We start from the raw sequence: 22,065 nt of genomic DNA on the forward strand, positions 1-22,065 counted from the left end.
GGGGTTTGTGCTTTCCGGAGCATGTCTCCCGAAAGTGGGAACCGGTTTTTGGATAAAAACATGCGTGAAAACAAATAGATGGAATATTTCCAATGTTTCAATCAAACCGGGAACGCTCTAGCACGCGGTGGACGTCGATACGCGCCGCGAACAGTTGTGTGCCTTGCTTTATTTTAGATACTTCAAATATAGATGCCGTTTAGAAAATACTCACCATTCCTTGAAGTCTTCCGACCTTCGACAGATTAGACTTTTTCTTTTTCTCTTTATAAAGAACTCCTGTCTAAGGTTTCCATGCGCGCCATAGGCAGCAAAGCATAGGCGCGAAAAGCCGGGTTATTCGGTGCAGAACAAGCGGGTCCTGAGAGACCCGCAAAGACAGGGTTGGCAAATAGTGCGGTTTTCGGCAGCTGAAACGGCGAGCCGGTTTCTACCCGGCAGGATCGCGGCCAGGCTTCGTCCCTTGACGGAGCGGCTGGATGCTGTGCTTACGGATAGCGGGCCGCAGGCAAGCGCGCAGCGCTCGTCCCTCATTGCCTTTTCCGTGCGCGTGGCGAGTGCGGCAATAGCTCTTCTGTCTCAGGTCATTCTGGCGCGTTGGATGGGTGAATTCGAGTACGGCATCTTCGTCCTCGTCTGGCTGACCATGATTATCATCGGCGATCTGGCCTGTTTCGGACTGCACACCACCATCATCCGCTTCGTACCGGAATATGTGCAGCGCCATATGTTCGGCCTCGTGCGCGGCATTATCCGGACCGGACGCATCTTCGCTTTTACAGCCGCTACACTCATCGCGCTTCTGGGTGCAGGGCTGCTGCTTCTGCTCAAGGACCATGTGTCGAGCTATTATCTCGTGCCCTTCATCCTCGGCTTCATCTGCCTGCCGATGATCACGCTCGGCAATATGCTGGATGGCATTGCCCGCTCTCGCACCTGGGTGATGATGGCGCTGACGCCAAGCTATATCGTCCGCCCGCTTCTGGTTCTCCTGTTCATGATTATCGCGCATGAAGCGGGACTACCCTCCACTGCGACTATCGCGCTGGCAGTATCGATTGCCGCAACCTGGCTCACCACCGCCGGGCAATTTCTGACTGTCGACCGCTCAGTAGAGAAAGATATTCCCGCCGCGGGGCGCGAACAGCGTCTTGGCGAATGGATAAAAGTTGCCCTGCCGATTTTCCTCGTGGAAGGCTTTTTCTTCCTGCTCATCAATGTCGATGTTCTGATGGTTGGCCACGCGCTCGACCCCGAGCATGTCGCGATCTATTTTGCGGCTACGAAGATCATGGCGCTCGCCCATTTCGTCTATTTCGCAGTAAAGGCCAGCGTCGCCCAGCGTTATTCGGACCTGCTGCACAGTGGCGATCGCGCCGAATTTGCAAGTTTTGCCGAGGCCTCCGTACGCTGGACATTCTGGCCGACGCTGTTCCTCGGCGCCATCATTCTGCTCACCGGCTATCCGCTCCTGCGGCTTTTCGGTCCGGCCTTCACAGCAGGCTATCCGCTTCTGTTCATCCTCATTATCGGGGTGATCGCGCGCGCCAGCGTCGGCCCGGCAGAAAGCCTCCTCAACATGTCGGGAAAGCAGAATATCTGCGCGCTCCTTTATGCGGCAACTCTTGCTGTCAACGTCATTCTCAATCTGGTCCTGATACCGCGCTTCGGCCTGACGGGCGCCGCCATTTCAACGGCTATTGCCATGCTGATGGAAGCGGCACTTCTTTCGGCTGCCGTATCACGCACCTTGCACATAACCATGTTCATTCTCATTCCACGAGACCGTACCAAGACCTCGGAGGGGACTTTGTAATGGCCGCGAAACCTTTGCTTGAAGAATCAGCAGGCGGAAATGCAGCTCACATCGTATCGGAACTCTCCGAGAGCGGTATGGCGCACGAAGCCATCAAGAAGCTGGAAGAAAGCCTTCACAGCCGCGATATACCGCGCAAGCTCGCGATTTATGGCGCTGCAGCAGGCTTCGAACTGCGCGACGAACTCGACCACCTGAGCAACCGGACCGTCGAGCCGAACGTGTTCTTCAATGCACGGTTTCTGGCGCCAGCCATGCCGCGCCTTGAAGACCGCGAAGTTCGCTTCATGGTCATGCGCGACGAAAACGAAATCCGCAGCCGTCTGCGCTTCGTCATGCCCTATACGATCGAGCGTCCTGGCCTGCCGCTATCGACGCCTGTGATCCGTGCCTGGTCGACACCGTTCGGGCCGCAAGGCACCCCATTGATCGATCACGACGACCCGGTGGGTGTGCTGGAAGACCTTTTCGATATTCTGGCGCGCAGGCATCTCAAATTGCCGGACGTGCTTGTGCTGCCGGAAATGCGGGCTAACGGCCCGGCGGCAAAACTGATCCGTTCTGTGGCGGTGGGCCGTCAATTGCCTTTGGTCGCCATAGAGCAGAAGGAGCGCCCCTTTCTCGAGAGCGATCTGGACGGCGACGCCTATATCAAGCAAGCAATCGGCGCACACCATCGTCGGGATTACAATCGCTTGTGGCGCAGGCTGGCCGAAAAGGGCGAGCTTGCCTATCGCGTCGCCCGCACGCCCGACGATGTGCGTCACGCGTTCGAGCATTTCCTGACGCTGGAAGCGAGTGGCTGGAAAGGCAAACGCGGCACCGCCATGGCCGTCGACCGGTTTCGCGCCGCCTTCGCCCGCGAAGCGGTCAACAATCTTGCTGAACGCGACTGCGTGCGCGTGCATACGCTGGAACTGGATGGACGGGTTATCGCCATTTTGATCGTCTTTACGGTTTCGGGAGAAGCCTGGACCTGGAAGACCGCATATGACGAAAGCCTGAACGCCTGGTCGCCCGGCGTTCTTCTGATGATCGAAGTCGTAAAGAACCATCTGAACGATCCCAACATCAATCGCACCGATTCCTGCGCTGTCCCCGACCATCCGGTCATGACGCGGCTGTTCGACAAGCGCGAGACAATCGAAACACTGGTGATTGGCCTCAATCCTTCCACCGACAAGCTCGTCCGTCAGGCTGCCTCGCAGATCCATCTTTATCAGCGGACACGCAATCTGGCCCGCATCGTGCGCAATCGCATCCGCAGCTTCACCGAGAGGAAATAGGGTCGAATTTAAGCAACCTTAAAAAAGCCTAGAAATCACTGTCCTGAATCTCCTGCGCCGGATTTATCCGGCAAGAAAGTTGCGATTGCAGTTTTGCAGAAGCCCTGCGAAGCTCCATCCTCAACAGCCACTTTGGGATTTTGAAGGTTCAGGAATGCGGTTTCCACGCCCGACTATCGCCAGCGGCACGCTTTGCGTCCTGACCGCGATTTATCTCCTCGCTTTCACCAACACCTCTTTCTGGCAGCGGCTGATCGCCTATTTTTCCGATCATCCGCAAAAGCTGGTTGTTGGGGCGGCAGCTATCCTTCTCATCCATATCGCCGTGCTGATGGCTTTCTCGGCGAAATACATCATCAAGCCGGTTCTGATTTTCGCAATATGGGTCGCCGCAGGCGGGTCCTATTTTACAGACACGTTTGGCACCATCATTGACCGCAACGTGGTCGAGGCGACGCTGACGACGACAAAAGCCGAGTCGGGCCATCTGATAACGACGGGCTTTCTGCTGCATATGCTGCTTTACGCAGTCATCCCCTCGCTTCTCGTCATCTGGGTCCGCGTGAAGCACCGGCCTTTGCTGCAAAAGCTTCTGGTCAATACCGTTTCGATCATCGTCTGCCTGGCTGTCGCAGTCGCGCTTATTGGCTCCGATTACGGCAGCTTCTCCTCAATGTATCGCGAACACCGCTCCGACATCATGGAACGGCTCATGCCCGGCACACCGCTCAAGAGCACGGTGCAATATATCGTACGCGACCTGAATGACAGGCAGATCGTGATGCAGCCGCTCGGCCTCGATGCCAAACAGGCATTGCCGCCGATAGCGTCGGGTAAGAAGCTCCTGACCGTTATCGTGGTGGGCGAAACGGCGCGCGCCAAGAATTTCAGCCTTTACGGCTACCCGCGTGAGACCAATCCCGAGCTCAAGCAGCAGGATATCGTCACCTTCACGAATACCACGAGCTGCGGTACGGATACATCAGTTTCGGTGCCGTGCATGTTTTCGCCCTTTCCGCGCGAGGATTATTCGAGCTCCAAGTTCCATAGTTCGGAAAATCTGATGGACCTCCTCAACCATGCTGGCGTGCAGGTTGCTTGGTACGAAAACAATACCGGCAGCAAAGGCGTTTCGGACCGCATCCGGACGGTCGACCTGCAGAATTCCAACAATGCGCAATATTGCGAAGGCGGCGAATGTCTTGACCAGATTCTGGTCGACCAGCTCCACGACCACCTGAAGGACGTCAATGGCAATGCCACGATTGTCCTGCATATGACAGGCAGTCACGGGCCATCCTATTATCGCCGTTATCCGCCGGAATTCGCCAAGTTCAAGCCAGAGTGCCGCACGAGCGAATTTTCCGATTGCACCAACGACCAGATCATCAACGCCTATGACAACTCGATCCTCTATACCGACCACATATTGTCGGAGATCATCAACGTCCTGAAAGCAAGCGAAGAACGTTTTGCCCCCGCCATGATCTATATGTCCGACCATGGCGAATCGCTGGGTGAAGATGGCCTTTATCTACATGCGGCACCCTATTTCATCGCCCCCGACGTCCAAACACACATTCCATTCGTCGCGTGGTTCTCGCCGGACTATGTGAACGCCACCAGGCTCGACACGGCTTGCATCAAGCAGGATACTGCAGCCCCCTCCTCGCACGACAATCTGTTCCACACGGTCATCGGCATGATGGGCGTGAAAACATCGGCCTATGATCAGGCGCTGGACCGCTTTGCCAACTGCCGAAAAGCCAATGTCGCCACGTCGAACTAGTGTGGTGGATTTGAAGCTCCTGTCATTTGCATGGCATCATCGTTCAGGAACTTCAAATCCGTAAACCACACTAGGACATTTGGCGCCAAGCGAATGCGGCTGATTATGCCAGCCTAACCAATGATTTGAGCCTGCTAACAAAGCGTGGTACACTTTGTCTTGGGAGAGCGCATGGACAGGCGGAAGAGGAGGTCCGCACCGGTGCAATCCGGCACTTTGAACAAGTGTCCGAAGCCCGGATAATTATAAAAGCTTCCGTCTGGCTCAAACGCTATAGCGCCCTCCCGGGGAAGGAGATGCGCCATGGAATATTTTCACTATGTCAGCACGCTGGATTACGTCCTGCTGGGCTTCATAGCCTTGCTGGTCTTCTGGAATCTGGTTGAAGCGAACTTGCGCAGATAAAGAGCAGCAGCTTATTTCCAAGCCGCTGTGAACATATATGGCCTGTTCCGCCTGACGCTATCAGGAACAGGTCCGTTGACCGGAACGCAGCCGTGAAGACGGGCGGCTGGGTGGATCACGTGTCATGAGTTCTTACCCTTACAGTCTTCTTTCCGAAGAGCGATGCAAGCTGCGCTTTTGAGCAATTGACCTCGTTTCGTTTAGTCGGTATATCCCAACCCGCTGTCCCTTTGGACCATATCGAACTGCTTCGGCAGAAATGTGCGGGTGTGGTGGAACTGGTAGACGCGCCGGACTCAAAATCCGGTTCCGAAAGGAGTGTCGGTTCGATTCCGACCACCCGCACCATATTTCAAAAAAATATCCGAAATCATGCCCCTGTTGGGCACCAGCCCGAAAGATCATTCTGGCTAGTTTCAACAATGGCGATCGAGACGACCACCAAATTGGTGTTCTGCGAACGTTTGTTTGCTTATTCATTCCATATCGACAACGATGATGCCGTTTTAATACTTCAGTGATACAGGCGCAGGAGGCACCCCACCATGAATGGCACACCGAAGAAAAGCTCCTTCGAAGGGCCTCAGTTGCAAAATGCACATTATGAACGTGCGGATATGTCAGGCTCGAATTTCGATGGTGTAGATCTGTCCGGTTCAAAGTTCTTCGCTGTTTTGGCCAAGGCGAAGTTTGTCGATACAAATTTGAGCAACGCTGATTTTGACGATGTTAATCTGGCAGAAGCACGGTTTCATAATATCAACATGACCGGCGCAGCCATTACGAATGCCAACATGAGTGGCCTGGCTATAAGCGGCGTCACCTTGGCATATACGAATATAACCGATGCTGACGTGACGGGTATGCGGATAAACGGCGTTCTCGTTACTTCTCTATTCAAAGCGTATGAAGATGCGCATTCTTCTGACGAGTGAGCATTCCTGCCAACTAACCCGAATTGGATTAAGTGGGTTAGAGCGCATCCCGAAAAGTGTGAAACGGTTTTCGGATGAGATGCGCGTCAAAACAAACAGTTAGAGCGTCAACCTGATTCAATCAGATCGACGCTCTAATCTCGGAAAGCACCGACAACCGGTCGCTGCTTTCCGTCGCATAAAGTTTTCACGCCGCTTCGAGCGCCTGCGCCAGATCGGCGATCAGATCGTCGGGATGCTCGATGCCTATGGAGAGCCGGATCGTCGAGTCCAGTACGCCGATACGCTCTCGCACGTCGACGGGAACGCCTGAATGGGTCATTGCAGCAGGATGGCTTGCCAGCGATTCCGTGCCGCCAAGACTGACCGCAAGCTTCAATATCTGAAGCGCATTCAGGAAGCGGAATGCCGCCGCCTGCCCGCCTTCAATATCGAAGGAGAAAGTTGACCCCGCACCGCTGCATTGGCGCTTGAACAGCGCGCCGACATCCGAACTCTCATCCTCAAATGGGAGATAATGCAGTTTCTCCACTTTCGGATGATCGCGCAGGAATTCCGCAATTGCCTGCGCGTTGTTGTTGGCGCGTTCCATGCGAAGTCCGAGCGTTTCAAGCGAGCGACCCAGCATCCAGCATGAATGCGGGTCAAGCTGCGTGCCGATCGCACCACGCAATGCCTTGACCTGCTTTACAACAGCCTTGGCACCCAGCACTGCCCCGGCAATCAGATCCGAATGTCCGCCGACATATTTGGTCAGCGAATAGACCGAAAGATCAGCACCGTGGTCGAGAGGCTTCTGATAGACCGGGCCGAGCAGGGTATTGTCGCAGGCAATGATCGGACGATGCCCCTGCTTTTGTTCAATCTTTTCCGCGACACGCCGGATGGCGGCAATATCGACAATGCTGTTGGTCGGATTGGCAGGCGTCTCGATCAGAATCACCGAAACACGTCCCTTGCGAACAGCCTCGTCGGCTGCTTGTTCTATCGAGGCTTCGTGCACGCCATCGGCGAAAGCAACGGCTTCAACGCCGAAATTGAGAAACGTCTTTGCAAGGAGCGTTTCCGTGCCGCCATAGAGCGGTTGCGAGTGCAAAATGACATCGCCCGGGCGTGCAAAAGCAAACAGCGTCGTGGCAATAGCCGACATGCCGGAAGAAAACAGCGCACAGCTCTCGGTGCCTTCATAGACCGCGAGGCGGTCTTCAACGATCTCGCTGTTGGGATGGTTGAAACGGGAATAGACGAGACCAGCACCGACACCGGCGGGTGGTTCTTTGCGACCGGAAACGAAATCGAAGAAATCGCGTCCGTCTTCCGCCGTCTTGAAGACAAAAGTCGACGTCAGGAATACCGGTGGCTTGACCGCTCCCTCGGAAAGCTCCGGGTCGTAGCCATAATTGAGCATCTGCGTTTCAGGATGAAGCGGATGATTGCCCAACATGGTCTTTGAAGGCCGTGGCGCAGTCATGAATATCTCCTTGAGAAAATCCTCCCGTCCGTATTCGGACAGGAGGAGCTTAACAGAGGTAATCAGGAATCTTCTTGCGTTGTTATGCCTTTTAGGGAAATCGCTGCGATGCCGGAAGGGCGCCGTTTAGCCGTCGATTACTTGATGACCAGCACTGGCACAGTGCTGAGCGACAGAACTTCCGCAGCCTGACTGCCGAGCAGCAGTTTGTTCACACCGCGACGACCATGTGAGGCAATGACAATCAGATCGGCATTCCTGGCTTTTGCAGCCTCGACGATACCTTGCGCCGGAGATTGGTTCTCGACATGCACGGCTTCAGCATTGACGCCGATCTCCGTTGCCTTCGCTTTGGCCTTCGACAGGATTTCCGTGGCCGCCTTGGTGATAGCCTCACGATATTCCTGAAACGCCGCCGGGCTTGATGCCCATTCAGCGGCGACCACAATACCATAGGATGGCAGAAGCTCGGTCACGGAAACGAAGATAACCTTCGCACCTGTTTCCTTGGCCAGTGCGACGCCCTGGTCGACGCCCTTTTCAGCAAGTTCCGATCCATCGGTTGCGATCAATATGTTCTTGTACATTTGTGTTCTCCTGGCTGCCTGATACTCAATGATGCGCGCCTTACCGCCAGAACGCATTGACGCGGATCAATCGAGCTTTACTCCAAGCTAATACGCAGCCTCCCAATTATGATGGAATTTACTTCTAATTTATATGATTATAAAGAATAAAATTCTAAACTTGATACGACAAGCGCACGTGCCCAACTATGCTTTTGCGCAGTTTCCTCTTAAACTTTGCGCGACAAAAAGGGAGATCACGCCATGAACAAGCCCCTGAACGAACAGCAAGCCGGTAAAACCGCAGGCCGTGGCCGCGTTTACAATTCCATCCTCGATACGATCGGCAATACGCCGCTTGTGCGCATCGACAAGTTCGCCAAGGAAAAGGGCGTGGAAGCCAATCTTCTGGCCAAGCTGGAATTCTTCAACCCTCTTGCAAGCGTGAAGGACCGTATCGGTCTGGCGCTGATCGAAGCACTGGAGCGTGACGGTCGAGCCGTGCCGGGCAAGACGGTCTTCGTCGAGCCGACCTCCGGCAATACAGGTATTGCGCTTGCCTTTGCCGCTGCAGCCAAGGGTTATCGCCTCGTCCTCACCATGCCGGAAACCATGTCGGTGGAACGCCGCAAGCTTTTGAAGCTTCTCGGTGCCGAACTGGTGCTGACCGAAGGTGCCAAGGGCATGAAGGGCGCTATCGCAGAAGCGGAAGCCATCGCAGAAGGCAATCCGAACGCGATCATCCCGCAGCAGTTCGAAAACCCGGCCAATCCAGAAATTCATCGTCTCACGACGGCAGAAGAAATCTGGAACGACACCAATGGCGAAGCGGATATACTGATCTCCGGCATCGGTACGGGGGGCACGATTACCGGCGTCGGTCAGGTCATCAAGGGGCGTAAGCCGTCCTTCAAGGTGATTGCAGTGGAACCAAAAGATTCACCGGTGCTTTCCGGCGGCACACCCGGCCCACACAAGATTCAGGGCATTGGTGCAGGCTTCGCTCCGAAGACGCTCGATACCAGCATCTATGACGAGGTCGTTCAGGTATCGAACGAAGATGCTTTCGCCAATGCACGCCTATTGGCCCGCCTTGAGGGCATTCCGGTCGGCATTTCGTCCGGCGCGGCTCTGACTGCCGCTGTCGAAATCGGCAAGCGCCCGGAAAACGCCGGCAAGAACATCGTCATCATCATTCCATCCTTTGCCGAACGCTATCTTTCAACGGCATTGTTTGAAGGCCTGGAATAATCCGCTGTCACACGCAGTAGCCAAAAAACAAAAGCCAGAGCGGGGAACCGTTCTGGCTTTACTTTTTAGAATGCCGATCCGTTCGTCAAGCAAACGCAGGCTTTTAAGCGCGTTTCGATCGGATCAGATCAGCACTCTAACTTCATATGTTTCGAGCATAATCTTATCCGTCCCGTTCCACTCCGGTCGGATTATGCTCTAAGCGCTCATATCAATGATGGGTACGCGCGGCGCAAGCCGGGCCTGGTCCGCGCATATAATGGCGCTCGGGCCTGTAGCTCGGTGCGACGAACTCGCGGATGACATTAACGCTGTCACGCAGCTGAACAAGAATGCTCATCGTCTTAACCTTCGTCAAAAACACGCTATTCGGAATGGATGCCCGTCCTGTCCCGGTTAACCGGGCGCTGAAACGTTGTTCATTTCCGAACATCTTAATGAAAACTTTAACAATCAAAGATGAATAAGCCCTGAACTCTTATGGTTAAGGGTAAGTTAATGGTAAGGATGTTGAAGCTTTTCCACAGGCCGCAATTTGTTGCCACAATTGAAAAAGGCCGGTTCGAACCGGCCTTTCATGGGCGAAGGATCGTGAGGCTTATCGCGTCGGAACCGGATGCTCGCCACGATAATCGTAAAAGCCACGGCCCGCCTTGCGCCCCAGCCAGCCTGCTTCGACATATTTGACCAGAAGCGGGCACGGGCGATATTTGGAATCCGCCAGCCCGTCATGCAGAACCTGCATGATGGAGAGGCAGGTATCCAGGCCGATGAAATCGGCAAGTTGGAGCGGGCCCATCGGGTGATTGGCGCCAAGCTTCATCGCCGTATCGATGGCCTCGACGCTGCCGACGCCTTCATAAAGCGTGTAGATGGCCTCGTTGATCATCGGCAACAGGATGCGGTTGACGATAAAGGCCGGGAAATCTTCGGCAACGGTTACCGTCTTGCCAAGCGCAGTCACAAAATCATTCGACTTGCGGAAGGTTTCTTCATCCGTCGCTATGCCGCGCACCAGTTCGACAAGCTTCATAACCGGAACGGGATTCATGAAATGAATGCCGATGAAACGCTCCGGACGATCGGTCGTGGATGCGAGACGCGTGATAGAGATCGATGATGTGTTGGTCGCGAGGATCGCTTCCGGATTCAAAGCCGAGCAAAGCTGCGCGAAAATCTTGCGCTTGACGGTTTCGTCTTCCGTTGCTGCTTCGATAGCCAGATCGACACCCGCCAGATCCGCCATGGAATTTGCCGGACGGATAAGCTTCATCGCTGCAGCGCGCTGATCTTCCAGCAATTTTCCCGAAGCAACCTGACGCGCCATGTTGCCATTGATGGTGGCGATGCCCTTTTCCAGCCGGTCCGCTGCTGCATCGTGAAGAAGCACATCAAACCCGGCCAGCGCGCATACATGAGCAATACCGCTGCCCATCTGTCCTGCGCCGACCACCCCTACCGTCTTGATTGCCACAGTTATAACTCCTTCATTCAGCCGCTCCACAACAGAGCCAAGGCCGAGAGCATCTGCTCTAACTTTTGTTCTTACGCACTACCCCAGCAAAACCGCTTCGCACTTTTGCTGGGAATGCTTCAATATACCAATTCTGCCTAAGACAGATACAGCCCTCATTCAGCGAAAGCAAAATCAGCGCTTTCGTGCCTGAAGTCCTCAAAAATAAAAAACGGCGGGACCGGCCCGCCGCTTTCTGATCGATTAAAGCGCTTTTTGCAGTTCGGGCAGAACTGTAAAGAGATCGCCGACGAGGCCGTAATCGGCGACCTGGAAGATCGGCGCTTCCTCGTCCTTGTTGATCGCTACGATCACGCGGCTATCCTTCATGCCCGCCAGATGCTGGATTGCGCCGGAGATACCGACCGCAATGTAGAGATCCGGTGCGACCACCTTGCCCGTCTGGCCAACCTGCCAGTCGTTCGGTGCATAACCCGCATCGACCGCAGCACGGCTGGCGCCAACCGCCGCACCGAGCTTGTCAGCTACAGGCAGGATCACTTCCTGGAACTTTTCGGCAGAGCCGAGTGCACGACCACCCGAGATGATGATCTTGGCCGAGGTCAGTTCCGGACGATCCGAATCCGACAACGCATTGCCCACGAAGCTCGACAGCGCCGGATCGGCAGCCGCATTGACGCTTTCAACGGCAGCCGAACCGCCGTCGCCGGTGGCCTGGAACGAAGCCGTGCGCACCGTGATCACCTTCTTGGCGTCGGTGGACTGCACGGTCTGGATTGCATTGCCTGCATAGATCGGGCGCTTGAACGTATCAGCCGATACGACTTCCATGATTTCCGAAAGCTGCATCACATCGAGAAGCGCTGCCACGCGCGGCAGGATGTTCTTGGCCGAGGTCGTCGCCGGTGCGATGATCGTATCGTAATTGCCCGCCTGTTCCACGATGAGAGCTGCCGTTGGCTCGGCCAGACGGTTTTCCAGTACATCGCTTTCAGCAAGCAGAACTTTACGTACACCTTTGAGCTTGGCGGCTGCATCGGCCGCAGCCTTTGCTCCCTTGCCTGCAACCAGAACATCCACGTCGCCGCCAATCTGGGCAGCCGCCGTCAGCGCCTTCGCCGTCTGGTCGGAAAGGGTTGCATTATCGTGTTCGGCAATAAGAAGAATAGCCATATGTCTTGTCCCTTCCGATTTCTTTACAGTACGCCGTCGGCCTTGAGCTTCTCGACCAGTTCGGAAACGGAGCCGACCTTCACACCAGCCTTGCGGCCGCCTGGCTCTTCCGTCTTCAGGACCTTGAGACGCGGGGCAATGTCGGCACCGAAATCAGCAGGCGACTTTTCGTCGAGCGGCTTCTTCTTGGCCTTCATGATGTTCGGCAGCGACGCATAACGCGGCTGGTTCAAACGAAGATCGACCGTGACAATCGCCGGAAGCTTCACGTCGATGGTCTGGAGACCGCCATCAACTTCACGCGTTACCTTGGCCGAACCGTCACCCAACTCCACCTTCGAGGCGAACGTAGCCTGGCTCCAGTTGAGGAGCGCCGACAGCATCTGGCCGGTCTGGTTTGAATCGTCATCGATTGCCTGCTTGCCGAGGAAGACGAGATCCGGCTTTTCCGCATCGACCACGCCCTTCAGAACCTTGGCAACGCCAAGCGGCTCAACCGTTTCGTCCGACTTTACCAGGATCGCGCGATCCGCACCCATGGCAAGTGCAGTACGCAACGTTTCCTGTGCCTGTGCCGGGCCGACCGAAACCGCGACGATTTCCGTCACCTTGCCCGCTTCCTTCAGACGGATCGCTTCTTCAACCGCGATCTCGTCAAAAGGGTTCATCGACATCTTGACGTTTGCAAGCTCAACGCCCGAACCGTCTCCCTTTACACGGATCTTCACGTTGTAATCGACAACCCGTTTTACTGCGACAAGGACTTTCATCCGCGATTACCTCTTCAATGACTCTTGCAGCACGACTATGCCGCCGTGAACTCCCACCCGCATGTCAAAATCCGACATGAAAGCGGCACCAGCGCAACTTGGGTTATGACGCAAATGCGCTGCCTATCCGCCGGGAACCGGCACGAAACCTAAAGACGGTTGACGTGCACGTCAATCAGGCACACGCCGCTATATCGATTAAAATCAATTTATTCTGACACGAGGTCATTCCGAAACTGAGCAATTCCACGCCTCCTGTTTTCATGTCGTTTACAAGCGATGCACCATGCTTTAGGTAACGCCTCGCAATCCGGTCGCAGCCTACCCGGTCAAAACAAGGAACCCTGACTTATGAAAACGCTCGTCGTCTGCTCCGGCGGACTCGATTCCGTTTCGCTTGCCTGCAAAATAGCAGCGGAACATCAACTCACCGCCCTCCTTTCCTTCGACTATGGCCAGCGCCACAAAAAGGAACTGGATTCAGCCAAAGTCTGCGCCGAAAGGCTCGGCGTTCCCCATCAGGTCATCGTCATCACCGATATCGGCGCAAGCCTGACCGGATCAGCACTCACCGACGATGTCGATGTGCCGGACGGACACTATGCCGAGGAAACGATGAAGATCACCGTCGTTCCCAACCGCAATGCGATCATGCTGGCAATCGCATTCGGCGTGGCGGCGGCACAAAAGGCAGACGCCATAGCCGTTGCAGTCCACGGCGGCGATCACTTCATCTATCCCGACTGCCGCCCCGGCTTTATCGATGCCTTCCAGACGATGCAAAACCATGCACTGGACGGTTATGCGAACATAAAGCTGCTCGCGCCTTATGTGCACGCATCGAAAGCCGACATCGTTATCGACGGCGCAAAATACGGTACGCCCTTTGCCGCAACGTGGTCCTGCTACAGGGGTGGCGAACATCACTGCGGACGCTGCGGCACCTGTGTCGAACGACGCGAGGCCTTTCATATCGCCGGTGTCGAAGACACTACCCCCTATGAAGATGCGGATTTCTGGCGCTCGGCAATCGAGAAGAGGAACGCCTGATGTTTCGCATTACCAAGGAATTTCATTTCTCCGCATCGCATCAGCTGACCGGCCTGCCAGAGGGCCATCAATGCGCCCGTCTGCACGGCCACAATTATATCGTGGAGGTCGAGCTCTCGGCTCCCGATCTGAACCAGCACGGTTTTGTCCGCGACTATCACGAGCTGGCGCCGTTCAAGCGCTATATCGATGATTGTTTTGACCACCGCCATCTCAACGATGTTCTGGGTCACAACCAGAGCACGGCTGAAACACTCGCCCGGCATTTTTTCGATTGGTGCCATGTCCGCTGGCCGGAAATTTCCGCCGTGCGGATCAGTGAAACGCCCAAGACATGGGCCGAGTACAGACCGTGACGCAAATACGCATCGCGGAGATTTTCGGCCCGACGATACAGGGCGAAGGTGTACTGATCGGCGAGCCGACGGTGTTCGTGCGAACCGGTGGCTGTGATTATCGCTGCGTCTGGTGCGACAGTCTGCATGCTGTCGAAAGCCGCTTTCGTCGCGAGTGGAAGGCAATGAGCGTGGAAGCGATTTGGGATGAAGTGACGGCACTTTCCCGAAAAAAGCCACTAACAGTGTCACTTTCGGGTGGCAATCCGGCCATTCAACCGCTGGGACCATTGATTGAGCATGGCAAGACCGAGGGCTATCGCTTTGCATTGGAAACTCAAGGTTCGGTCGCGCAAGACTGGTTTTCCGCGCTCGACACACTGGTACTGAGCCCAAAACCACCTTCAAGCGGCATGAGCTCCGATTTCGACGCGCTGGCGGCCTGTGTCGAGGCTGCAGGCACAACGCCGCGAACGGTGCTGAAATTCGTCATCTTTAACGATGCCGATTATGCCTTCGCGAAAGATGTAGCCAGTCAATATTCCGGTCTACCGGTCTATCTCCAGCCCGGCAATCACACACCGCCGCCGCCCGAAGCACATGATGCCGCAATCGATATCGACGGCATCATGCGGCGAATGGAATGGCTGGTCGAAAAGGTAATTGCGGATGGCTGGTACGAAGCGCACGTCCTGCCCCAGCTTCACGTGCTGATCTGGGGCAACAGACGTGGCGTCTGATTAGCGGTTGGCGCCCGGCACCCAGAGAACGTCCTGCGCGCCGTTATCGTTGACGGTTCGCGACGCCACGAACAGAAAATCGGAGAGGCGGTTGATATATTGCAAAGCCTCCGCCGAAACGACCTCTCCTTCGACGCGAGCAAGCGCAACCATCAGGCGCTCGGCCCGGCGTGAAACCGTGCGAGCGAGATGCAACGCGGCAGATGCCGCCGAGCCGCCCGGAAGAATGAACGAACGCAGCGGCTGTAAATCGGCATTGAGGAGATCAATATCGGCTTCCACACGCGAAACCTGCGATGCGACGATGCGCAACGGTTCATAGGCCAGCGGCTTGCCATCATCCGGCGTCGAAAGATCCGCGCCAAGGTCGAAAAGATCATTTTGGATACGACCCAGCATGGCATCGATTTGCGCATGAGGATTATCTTCGCCGCCGGTGTGAAGGCGCGCCATGCCAATGCAGGCATTGGTTTCATCCACCGTACCATAGGCTTCGACACGCAGGTCTGACTTCAGCCGCCGTGGCCCGCTGGCGAGCCCGGTTGTGCCCTTGTCGCCTGTCCGGGTATAAATCTTGTTGAGCTTGACCATATTTACTGACCGGTTTTCTGGCGAGCGAAATAGATCGCGCCAACGATCAGAACAATGGCAATGAACTGCAAGAAAACGCGCAGCTGCATCATCTTGTTCGAGAAATTGCCGTCACCGCCGCGCATCATGTTGCGCAGACCGATGATCAGAACGACGGCCACAGCAAACATGGCCACCATTGCCGCGCCCTTGAACAGAACGTCCATTTTATTTCCTTCCCATGCGCACTGTTCCTGACCTCATGACTGGTCGGACAGCATCCGGTAAAGCCAGCGTGCAGGCATCAGGCGCCGTGCCAGTGACCCAAGTTTCGCCGGTCTCGTCACCACATAATGCGGACGGGGACGCGGCGCCTCCAATGCATGAAGCAGTACAGCATAGACGGCTTCCGGTCCAAGCTTGTTCTTGGATTTTGTACCGCCACTTTCCAATTTCGCCATCTGACGCTGGTAGAGTTCACGATGCACCGAAGCTTCCATATCGATATTGGCTCTGGCGTGACGGGCGGCATTATAGGTAAAGCGCGAAGCAATCGGGCCAGGCTCGATCAGCGACACATCGATACCAGAGCCTTCCAGCTCCATGCGTTGGGCAAGCATCAGCCCCTCAAGCGCGAATTTGGACGCAACATAAGCGCCGCGCCATTTCATCGGAACCAATCCCAGAATCGACGAACAATGCACAATGCGCCCATATCCTTGCCGCCGCATAACCGGAACCACACGTCGGGTAAGGTCGTGCCAGCCGAAGAAATTGGCCTCGAACTGCTGGCGTAAGGCTTCGACCGGCAAGTCCTCTATCGCGCCGGGTTGAGCATAAGCACCATTATTGAACAGGGCATCGAGCTTGCCGCCAGTCTGGCGCAGCACCTCATCGGCTAAGACCGCGATCGACTGCGGCTCCGTATAGTCGAGATAATGGGCTTCCATTCCCTTTGCCTTGAGTGCCGCGATATCCGCATCCTTGCGGGCGGTCGCAAAGACGCGCCAGCCTTGGCTCCGAAGCGCCTCGGCACAATAGGCTCCGATACCGGAGGAACAGCCGGTGATGATGATACTGCGTTGTCGCTTCTGACCGGAATGTGCCGGAGCCATAGGTTCGTTTCCCGCTGCAATTTCAACAAGCTTGCTTGATTCGGCTCCGGTTTAAAACGGGTCCTGCCCTTGCAATCCGCAGACCGATGCTAGATTTAAGGCCTTGAAACACAGGCTGAACACCTATCGAATACCGACCAAGGCTTTAGGGGACAAATCTGCGGATGCGAAAAATCAAACGTTTTCTCCGTCAGATCACCTATGATGTCATCGGTCATTTCAGTTCCGACGATGGCTGGGCTTTCGCCAGCCATATTGCGCTTTCCGGCCTGATGGCACTGTTTCCGTTCCTCATCTTTGCTACCACGCTGGCGAGCTTTCTCGGCACCAAGGAATTTGCTGATACGGCGGTGCATGTCATCTTCGATATGTGGCCGTCGAATATCGCTGCTCCAATTGCCAACGAAGTGATGAACGTGCTGACCGTGCAGCGCAGCGGACTTTTGACATTGAGCGTGATTGCAGCGGCCTATTTTGCCTCGAATGGCGTCGAGGCGTTGCGCATTGCGCTCAACCGCGCCTATCGCGTCACCGACCAGCGCTCGATCATTTTCTGCCGCCTGCAAAGCCTGGGCTTCGTTCTGGTCGGTACATTGAGCCTGATGGCAATCAGCTTCCTGCTGGTTCTGGCCCCGCTTGCCGTGCGTATTGCCGAACAATGGTTTCCAGATATTGCGCCGTTCACCGGCACAATTGCCTTCTGGCGTTATACGGTGGCTGTGGCGGTTCTGGTTCTGGCACTATTCATGGTGCATATCTGGCTTCCAGCCGGACGTCGAAGCCTCGGTGATATCCTGCCCGGCATATTGATCACGCTCATCGCCTGGCTTGCCGCCGCAATGGCCTTCGCAAAATATCTGGAAACCTTCGCCACTTATGTGACAACCTATGCAGGCCTCGCCTCGATCATGGTGGCGATTGTCTTTCTCTACATGCTGTCAGCAATCTTCATCATCGGTGCGGAAATAAACGCCGCGATTATGATCTTTCGCAAGCGCGAACAACAACCCGAGCTTATCGACGTAAAGTAGTCAGTGCAACGCCGAGCGTCGTCACCAACATGCCTGCGATCTGGATTGCCGACAGCGTCTCGCCGAAAATCAGATAGGCCATGACCGCGGCAGTACCGGGCACCAGATAAAACAGCGATGCGACTTTCGACATAGCGCCTTCGCGGATCATGACGAGAAGCGCCAGAATGGCACCGATAGAAATGGCGAGCGTCAGCCAGACCAGCGCAAAGATCAGCGATGGCGACCAGATCATGACCCGCGTTTCAAAGGCGAAGGCGCAGATAGCGGTCAGAATGGCAGCGGCGATATATTGCACCGCCGTCCCGGCCTTGAGATCGCCAGCAGTTCCAAACCGCTTCTGCCAGACAGTGCCAGTACTGATCGCCACTACGGCCAAGAAAGCCGCCGCAAGACTTTTCGGATCAACCCCGCTACCCGCCGAAAACTTTGGCCATACAACCATCGCGACACCAATGAAACCGATGAGAAGCCCTGTCCATTGCCGTCCGCTCGCCCGTTCACCCAGAAGAATGGCCGCAATCAGCGTGGTCAGCATCGGCTGAAGTCCCGCCACCAGACCGGACATTCCCGCAGGCAGGCCGTGGTGAACCGCCCAGAACAAGGCGGAAAGATAAACACCGTGGATAAGACAACCGGCAATCGCCGCATGAAGAAGCACATCGCCCTTGGGCCAGATGCTCCGGCTCGCCAGCGCCCAAAGTGTCATGATGATCGCGGCAATGGAAAAACGCACCGCCATGAAAGTAAACGGTTCGGCATAAGGCATGGACAGCCCTGCACCGATGAAGCCGGTGGCCCAAAGCAGGACAAACATGATGGGGAAGAAACGGGCGGCCATGACAGAATTCTCACTTTCGCGGCCCGCCTTATACCGCTTTGCGGCAAACGCCTATCGCATAAAACTGATCGCAGCGTTAAATTTGCCAAATAGCCGCCCGCATTTTATGAAGCGGCATGAACAACGAACCTGAAATCATCCGCATTCTTGTCGATGCCGACGCCTGCCCGGTGAAAGCTGAAATCTATCGCGTAGCGGAACGGCACAATCTGCCGGTCGTGCTGGTGGCCAACAGTTTCATTGCCATCCCCCGCGATGCGGAGCGTGTCGAACGGGTTGTCGTACCAGACAAGCTCGACGCCGCCGACGACTGGATCGCCGAGAATTCGCGACCGGGTGCAATCGTGATTACCGCCGACATTCCTTTGGCCAGCCGCTCACTTGAGAAAGGCGCCTCGGTGATCGCCCCAAACGGACGGGTTCACACCCAAAGCACGATCGGCAATACGCTTGCGACGCGCAATCTGATGGACAGCTTGCGTTCCGCAGGCGAAGTTACAGGCGGGCCCGCCCCCTTTTCGCCCAAGGACCGTTCGGCATTCCTCTCGGCGCTCGATCTCGCCATCGTCCGGCTGAAACGCTCCGGTTTCATCTCAGGTTGATCGCATTGATGCGGTAGCGACGCCGGCACCGATCAGCAGTGTTCCGCCAGCCCGATTGAAAATGCGTAGCGCTCGTTCGCTTGAGAAGAAGCGGCGCGCGCGGGTCGCCAGAAGTGCATAGGCAAAGGCGTTGAAGAAAGCGAGCACAAGGAACGTGCTTTCAAAAACCAGCATCTGGGTCAGGAAATCCCGATGCGGGCTGAGAAATTGCGGAAGAAAAGCCACGAAAAAGGTAATGCTTTTCGGATTGAGCGCCGTCACCAGCCAGGCATGAACCAGCATCCGCACCGGATGTACCCTGTCATGCCGCGCACTGGCGTGAAGTGTTCCGCCAGCGCGAAACAATTTTATGCCAAGCCAGATGAGATAGGCGGCACCTGCCCATTTGACGGCGGTGAACACGCTTGCCGAAGCGGCCAATAGCGCACCCACACCAAGCATAGAAAGCGTCATAGCCGTAAAATCCCCCAGCGCAACGCCAACCGCCATCGGGAAAGCCGCTTTCCAGCCCTGACCGAGTGCATATGAAACAACGAGCAGAACAGTCGGCCCCGGAATAATCAGGAGCACGATGGATGCGGCGGAAAATGCAAGCCAGACTTCAAGGCTCATGGGCAACTCCCTCTTTGGGAGAGAAAGCAAGCCACTGATTCTCGATTTTGTCGAGTGTTAGAGTTTCTGAGCGGCCTCGATCAGTTTCGCAGCTTCCGGGCTGTCCCATGGTGCCGGGCCGTTCATGGATGCAATCTGACACCCGTCCTTGTCGACCAGCAGCGTCACCGGAAGCCCAAAGGCCAGGTTCTTGCGCTTCAACTCATTGAAGCTCGACATGGAAGCATCTCGGTGCAGGATCAGATTCTTGATGCCGATTTCGTTCAGAAAGCCCTTGGGCTTGTCATCCGAACCAGTGTCGATGTTGATTGCGACGACCTCGAAATCAGCGCCGCCTTTTTCGGCATCCAGCTTGTCGAGAGCGGGCATTTCTTCACGGCATGGGGCGCACCACGTCGCCCAGAGATTGACCAGCAGCGTCTTGCCCTTGAAATCGCCGAGTGTCATCTGTTTGCCGTCAGGCCCCGTAAAGGCGATATGCGAGACTGAAATCGGCTTTTCGGCGGCGCGCATCGCAGCCACGCCACCAGTCGCAGCTGCATCAAGTGCCTTCAGCTTATCTGCCTTCAATACGCACTGCGCCGAAGCTTCATCGCTTTCTGCTGCAACATTCGTCGAAACATTCTGGGTAACCACATTGCCAGAAGGGCGCTCCATCACGTATACCGCCCCAATACCGGCAATGACACCGGCAAGGGCGGCAAGAAGGACGATCTTGCGATTTCCCGATTTCGCCTGCTGTTCGGAATTCGCCTTTTCGTTGTCTTCTGCCATGTCGCGTTACTTCTTTCCAATATTCCGCCAAACCGTCACTCGGGGCATATGAGCATGAGCGAACAAAAATCAAGCAACCAGATGTGGGGCGGCCGTTTTGCCTCAGGGCCCGATGCGATTATGGAAGAGATCAATGCATCGATCGGTTTCGACCGCAAGCTCTATGCGCAGGATATTCAGGGTTCGCTCGCCCATGCAGCCATGCTGGCAAAGACAGGCATTATTGGGGCAGAAGACCATCGGCAAATCGAAGACGGACTGAAAGCCATCCTCAAGGAAATCGAGGACGGCAAGTTCACCTTCTCGCGCAAGCTCGAAGACATTCACATGAACATTGAGGCGCGGCTGGCTGATCTGATCGGCCCGTCTGCAGGACGCCTGCATACTGCCCGCTCGCGCAATGACCAGGTGGCCGTCGACTTCCGCCTGTGGGTGAAGCAGGAACTGGAAAAGACCGCTGCTGCCCTCAAGAATCTTATCGAGGCATTTCTGGAACGCGCGGAAGAACACGCCGCAACCGTGATGCCGGGCTTCACCCATCTTCAGACCGCGCAGCCGGTGACCTTCGGTCATCATTGCATGGCCTATGTGGAAATGTTCGGTCGTGATCTGTCGCGTGTACGCGATGCGATCGAGCGTATGGACGAATCACCTTTGGGTGCTGCAGCCCTTGCAGGCACCGGCTTCCCGATCGACCGTCACATGACGGCAAAGGCGCTCGGTTTCCGCGAGCCGACCCGCAATTCGCTCGACAGCGTTTCCGACCGCGACTATGCGCTGGAATTCCTGTCGCTTGCTGCAATCTGCGCAGGTCATCTGTCACGTTTGGCCGAAGAAATCGTCATCTGGTCTACGCCGCAGTTCAATTTCGTGCGGCTTTCCGATGCTTTCTCGACCGGCTCGTCGATCATGCCGCAGAAAAAAAACCCGGATGCCGCGGAACTGGTTCGCGCCAAGACTGGTCGCATCAACGGTTCGCTGGTTGCACTTCTGACCATCATGAAGGGCTTGCCACTCGCCTATTCCAAGGACATGCAGGAAGACAAGGAACAGGTCTTCGACGCCGCCGAAAATCTGGAACTTGCCATCGCAGCCATGGCTGGCATGGTGCGTGACCTGACGATCAATGTCGCGTCTATGAAGAAGGCTGCCGGTTCAGGCTATTCCACCGCGACCGATCTCGCCGACTGGCTGGTGCGCGAACTGGGGCTTCCTTTCCGCGAAGCACATCATGTCACCGGTCGCGCCGTCGCTCTGGCTGAAAGCCGCAAGGTCGATCTGTCGAAGCTTTCACTGGAAGAACTGCAATCGATCCATCCAGGCATCACGGATGCGATCTTCGGCTATCTGACGGTTGAGAAATCCGTGAAGAGCCGTCAGTCCTTCGGTGGCACAGCCCCGCAGGAAGTGCGCCGCCAGATCCGTTACTGGAAAAAGCGCATTACAAAGGCCTGATGGG

General features: G+C 55.8%; 23 protein-coding genes and 1 tRNA gene. 12 read left to right on the top strand and 12 right to left on the bottom strand.

From position 1 onward, the window contains the following. Positions 1-394 precede the first annotated feature (394 nt). The 5 genes from F9K94_RS09965 to F9K94_RS09985 all read left to right on the top strand — a co-directional run bounded on the left by F9K94_RS09965 (position 395) and on the right by F9K94_RS09985 (position 6,231). Positions 395-1,816: a lipopolysaccharide biosynthesis protein gene (locus F9K94_RS09965; RefSeq protein ID WP_192799492.1), complete on the top strand. Its 1,422-nt coding sequence runs from the start codon at positions 395-397 to the stop codon at positions 1,814-1,816. Further along, positions 1,816-3,102, top strand: coding sequence for a type IV secretion system effector crotonyl transferase BspF (gene bspF, locus F9K94_RS09970; protein WP_061344466.1), 1,287 nt, complete (start codon positions 1,816-1,818; stop codon positions 3,100-3,102). Before F9K94_RS09965 ends, bspF begins: the two co-directional genes overlap by 1 nt. A 154-nt stretch (positions 3,103-3,256) precedes the next feature. Further along, positions 3,257-4,891 (top strand): phosphoethanolamine transferase, encoded by a 1,635-nt coding sequence (locus tag F9K94_RS09975; RefSeq protein ID WP_151645406.1) that lies wholly within the window; start codon positions 3,257-3,259, stop codon positions 4,889-4,891. A 668-nt stretch (positions 4,892-5,559) separates the two neighbouring features. Continuing rightward, positions 5,560-5,644, top strand: a tRNA-Leu gene (locus F9K94_RS09980). Between the two features lie 197 nt (positions 5,645-5,841). Further along, positions 5,842-6,231, top strand: a complete 390-nt coding sequence (locus tag F9K94_RS09985) for a pentapeptide repeat-containing protein (RefSeq protein ID WP_151645408.1) — start codon at positions 5,842-5,844, stop codon at positions 6,229-6,231. 187 nt (positions 6,232-6,418) lie between these two features. Here the strand turns inward: F9K94_RS09985 and F9K94_RS09990 are convergent, their stop codons facing one another. Together F9K94_RS09990 and F9K94_RS09995 are read right to left on the bottom strand one after the other, a co-directional pair. Further along, the gene (locus F9K94_RS09990; RefSeq protein WP_151645410.1) at positions 6,419-7,702 is read right to left on the bottom strand and encodes a cystathionine gamma-synthase family protein; all 1,284 of its coding nucleotides are present in this window, start codon (positions 7,700-7,702) and stop codon (positions 6,419-6,421) included. 137 nt (positions 7,703-7,839) lie between these two features. After that, positions 7,840-8,289 (bottom strand): universal stress protein, encoded by a 450-nt coding sequence (locus tag F9K94_RS09995; RefSeq protein ID WP_061344470.1) that lies wholly within the window; start codon positions 8,287-8,289, stop codon positions 7,840-7,842. Between the two features lie 243 nt (positions 8,290-8,532). On the opposite strand from F9K94_RS09995, the gene cysK reads away from it, so the two are divergent. After that, positions 8,533-9,519, top strand: coding sequence for a cysteine synthase A (gene cysK, locus F9K94_RS10000; RefSeq protein ID WP_151645412.1), 987 nt, complete (start codon positions 8,533-8,535; stop codon positions 9,517-9,519). Between the two features lie 211 nt (positions 9,520-9,730). Here the strand turns inward: cysK and F9K94_RS24840 are convergent, their stop codons facing one another. The 4 genes from F9K94_RS24840 to F9K94_RS10015 all read right to left on the bottom strand — a co-directional run bounded on the left by F9K94_RS24840 (position 9,731) and on the right by F9K94_RS10015 (position 12,936). After that, a complete protein-coding gene (locus F9K94_RS24840; RefSeq protein ID WP_255362115.1) occupies positions 9,731-9,859 on the bottom strand; it encodes a hypothetical protein in 129 nt (42 codons plus the stop codon). A gap of 258 nt (positions 9,860-10,117) precedes the next feature. Further along, entirely contained in the window at positions 10,118-10,993 is an 876-nt protein-coding gene (locus F9K94_RS10005; RefSeq protein ID WP_061344472.1) for a 3-hydroxybutyryl-CoA dehydrogenase, read from the bottom strand. 243 nt (positions 10,994-11,236) lie between these two features. After that, positions 11,237-12,166: an electron transfer flavoprotein subunit alpha/FixB family protein gene (locus F9K94_RS10010; RefSeq protein WP_061344473.1), complete on the bottom strand. Its 930-nt coding sequence runs from the start codon at positions 12,164-12,166 to the stop codon at positions 11,237-11,239. A gap of 23 nt (positions 12,167-12,189) precedes the next feature. After that, positions 12,190-12,936: an electron transfer flavoprotein subunit beta/FixA family protein gene (locus F9K94_RS10015; RefSeq protein WP_010657517.1), complete on the bottom strand. Its 747-nt coding sequence runs from the start codon at positions 12,934-12,936 to the stop codon at positions 12,190-12,192. A gap of 351 nt (positions 12,937-13,287) precedes the next feature. Between F9K94_RS10015 and queC the strand changes: the two genes are divergently transcribed. From queC to queE, 3 genes are read left to right on the top strand one after another with little or no spacing between them, the layout of a single operon-like run. Further along, positions 13,288-13,986, top strand: a complete 699-nt coding sequence (queC, locus tag F9K94_RS10020; protein ID WP_151645414.1) for a 7-cyano-7-deazaguanine synthase QueC — start codon at positions 13,288-13,290, stop codon at positions 13,984-13,986. Then, positions 13,986-14,342 (top strand): 6-carboxytetrahydropterin synthase QueD, encoded by a 357-nt coding sequence (gene queD, locus F9K94_RS10025; protein WP_151645416.1) that lies wholly within the window; start codon positions 13,986-13,988, stop codon positions 14,340-14,342. The genes queC and queD overlap by 1 nt, the downstream gene beginning before the upstream one ends. Beyond that, on the top strand, positions 14,321-15,061 hold the full coding sequence (gene queE, locus F9K94_RS10030) for a 7-carboxy-7-deazaguanine synthase QueE (RefSeq protein ID WP_151645418.1): 741 nt from the start codon (positions 14,321-14,323) through the stop codon (positions 15,059-15,061). Before queD ends, queE begins: the two co-directional genes overlap by 22 nt. Here queE and F9K94_RS10035 read toward each other — a convergent pair whose 3' ends face one another. From F9K94_RS10035 to F9K94_RS10045, 3 genes are read right to left on the bottom strand one after another with little or no spacing between them, the layout of a single operon-like run. Further along, a complete protein-coding gene (locus F9K94_RS10035; protein ID WP_151645420.1) occupies positions 15,062-15,652 on the bottom strand; it encodes a cob(I)yrinic acid a,c-diamide adenosyltransferase in 591 nt (196 codons plus the stop codon). 2 nt (positions 15,653-15,654) lie between these two features. Then, the gene (locus F9K94_RS10040) at positions 15,655-15,858 is read right to left on the bottom strand and encodes a twin transmembrane helix small protein (protein WP_010657522.1); all 204 of its coding nucleotides are present in this window, start codon (positions 15,856-15,858) and stop codon (positions 15,655-15,657) included. A 33-nt stretch (positions 15,859-15,891) separates the two neighbouring features. After that, positions 15,892-16,746 (bottom strand): SDR family oxidoreductase, encoded by an 855-nt coding sequence (locus F9K94_RS10045; RefSeq protein WP_151645422.1) that lies wholly within the window; start codon positions 16,744-16,746, stop codon positions 15,892-15,894. Between the two features lie 164 nt (positions 16,747-16,910). Between F9K94_RS10045 and F9K94_RS10050 the strand changes: the two genes are divergently transcribed. Then, a complete protein-coding gene (locus tag F9K94_RS10050; RefSeq protein ID WP_061344479.1) occupies positions 16,911-17,777 on the top strand; it encodes a YihY/virulence factor BrkB family protein in 867 nt (288 codons plus the stop codon). Here the strand turns inward: F9K94_RS10050 and F9K94_RS10055 are convergent. Next, positions 17,761-18,618 (bottom strand): DMT family transporter, encoded by an 858-nt coding sequence (locus F9K94_RS10055; protein ID WP_151645424.1) that lies wholly within the window; start codon positions 18,616-18,618, stop codon positions 17,761-17,763. The two genes, F9K94_RS10050 and F9K94_RS10055, sit on opposite strands and share 17 nt — an antisense overlap. Before the next feature lie 116 nt (positions 18,619-18,734). Here F9K94_RS10055 and F9K94_RS10060 point away from each other — a divergent pair, with 116 nt between their 5' ends. Next, positions 18,735-19,220 carry a YaiI/YqxD family protein gene (locus tag F9K94_RS10060; protein ID WP_151645426.1) on the top strand — a complete coding sequence of 162 codons (486 nt, stop codon included), beginning with the start codon at positions 18,735-18,737 and terminating at the stop codon, positions 19,218-19,220. Here the strand turns inward: F9K94_RS10060 and F9K94_RS10065 are convergent. Further along, a complete protein-coding gene (locus F9K94_RS10065; RefSeq protein WP_151645428.1) occupies positions 19,212-19,832 on the bottom strand; it encodes a LysE family translocator in 621 nt (206 codons plus the stop codon). The two genes, F9K94_RS10060 and F9K94_RS10065, sit on opposite strands and share 9 nt — an antisense overlap. Positions 19,833-19,889: 57 nt before the next feature. Further along, a complete protein-coding gene (gene tlpA, locus F9K94_RS10070) occupies positions 19,890-20,606 on the bottom strand; it encodes a thiol:disulfide interchange protein TlpA (protein WP_151645430.1) in 717 nt (238 codons plus the stop codon). Positions 20,607-20,660: 54 nt separating this feature from the next. Between tlpA and argH the strand changes: the two genes are divergently transcribed. Beyond that, positions 20,661-22,061 carry an argininosuccinate lyase gene (gene argH, locus F9K94_RS10075; protein ID WP_151645432.1) on the top strand — a complete coding sequence of 467 codons (1,401 nt, stop codon included), beginning with the start codon at positions 20,661-20,663 and terminating at the stop codon, positions 22,059-22,061. Positions 22,062-22,065 lie beyond the last annotated feature (4 nt).

Origin of the sequence: Brucella tritici, from assembly GCF_008932285.1 — a bacterium.
GTDB lineage: Bacteria > Pseudomonadota > Alphaproteobacteria > Rhizobiales > Rhizobiaceae > Brucella > Brucella tritici.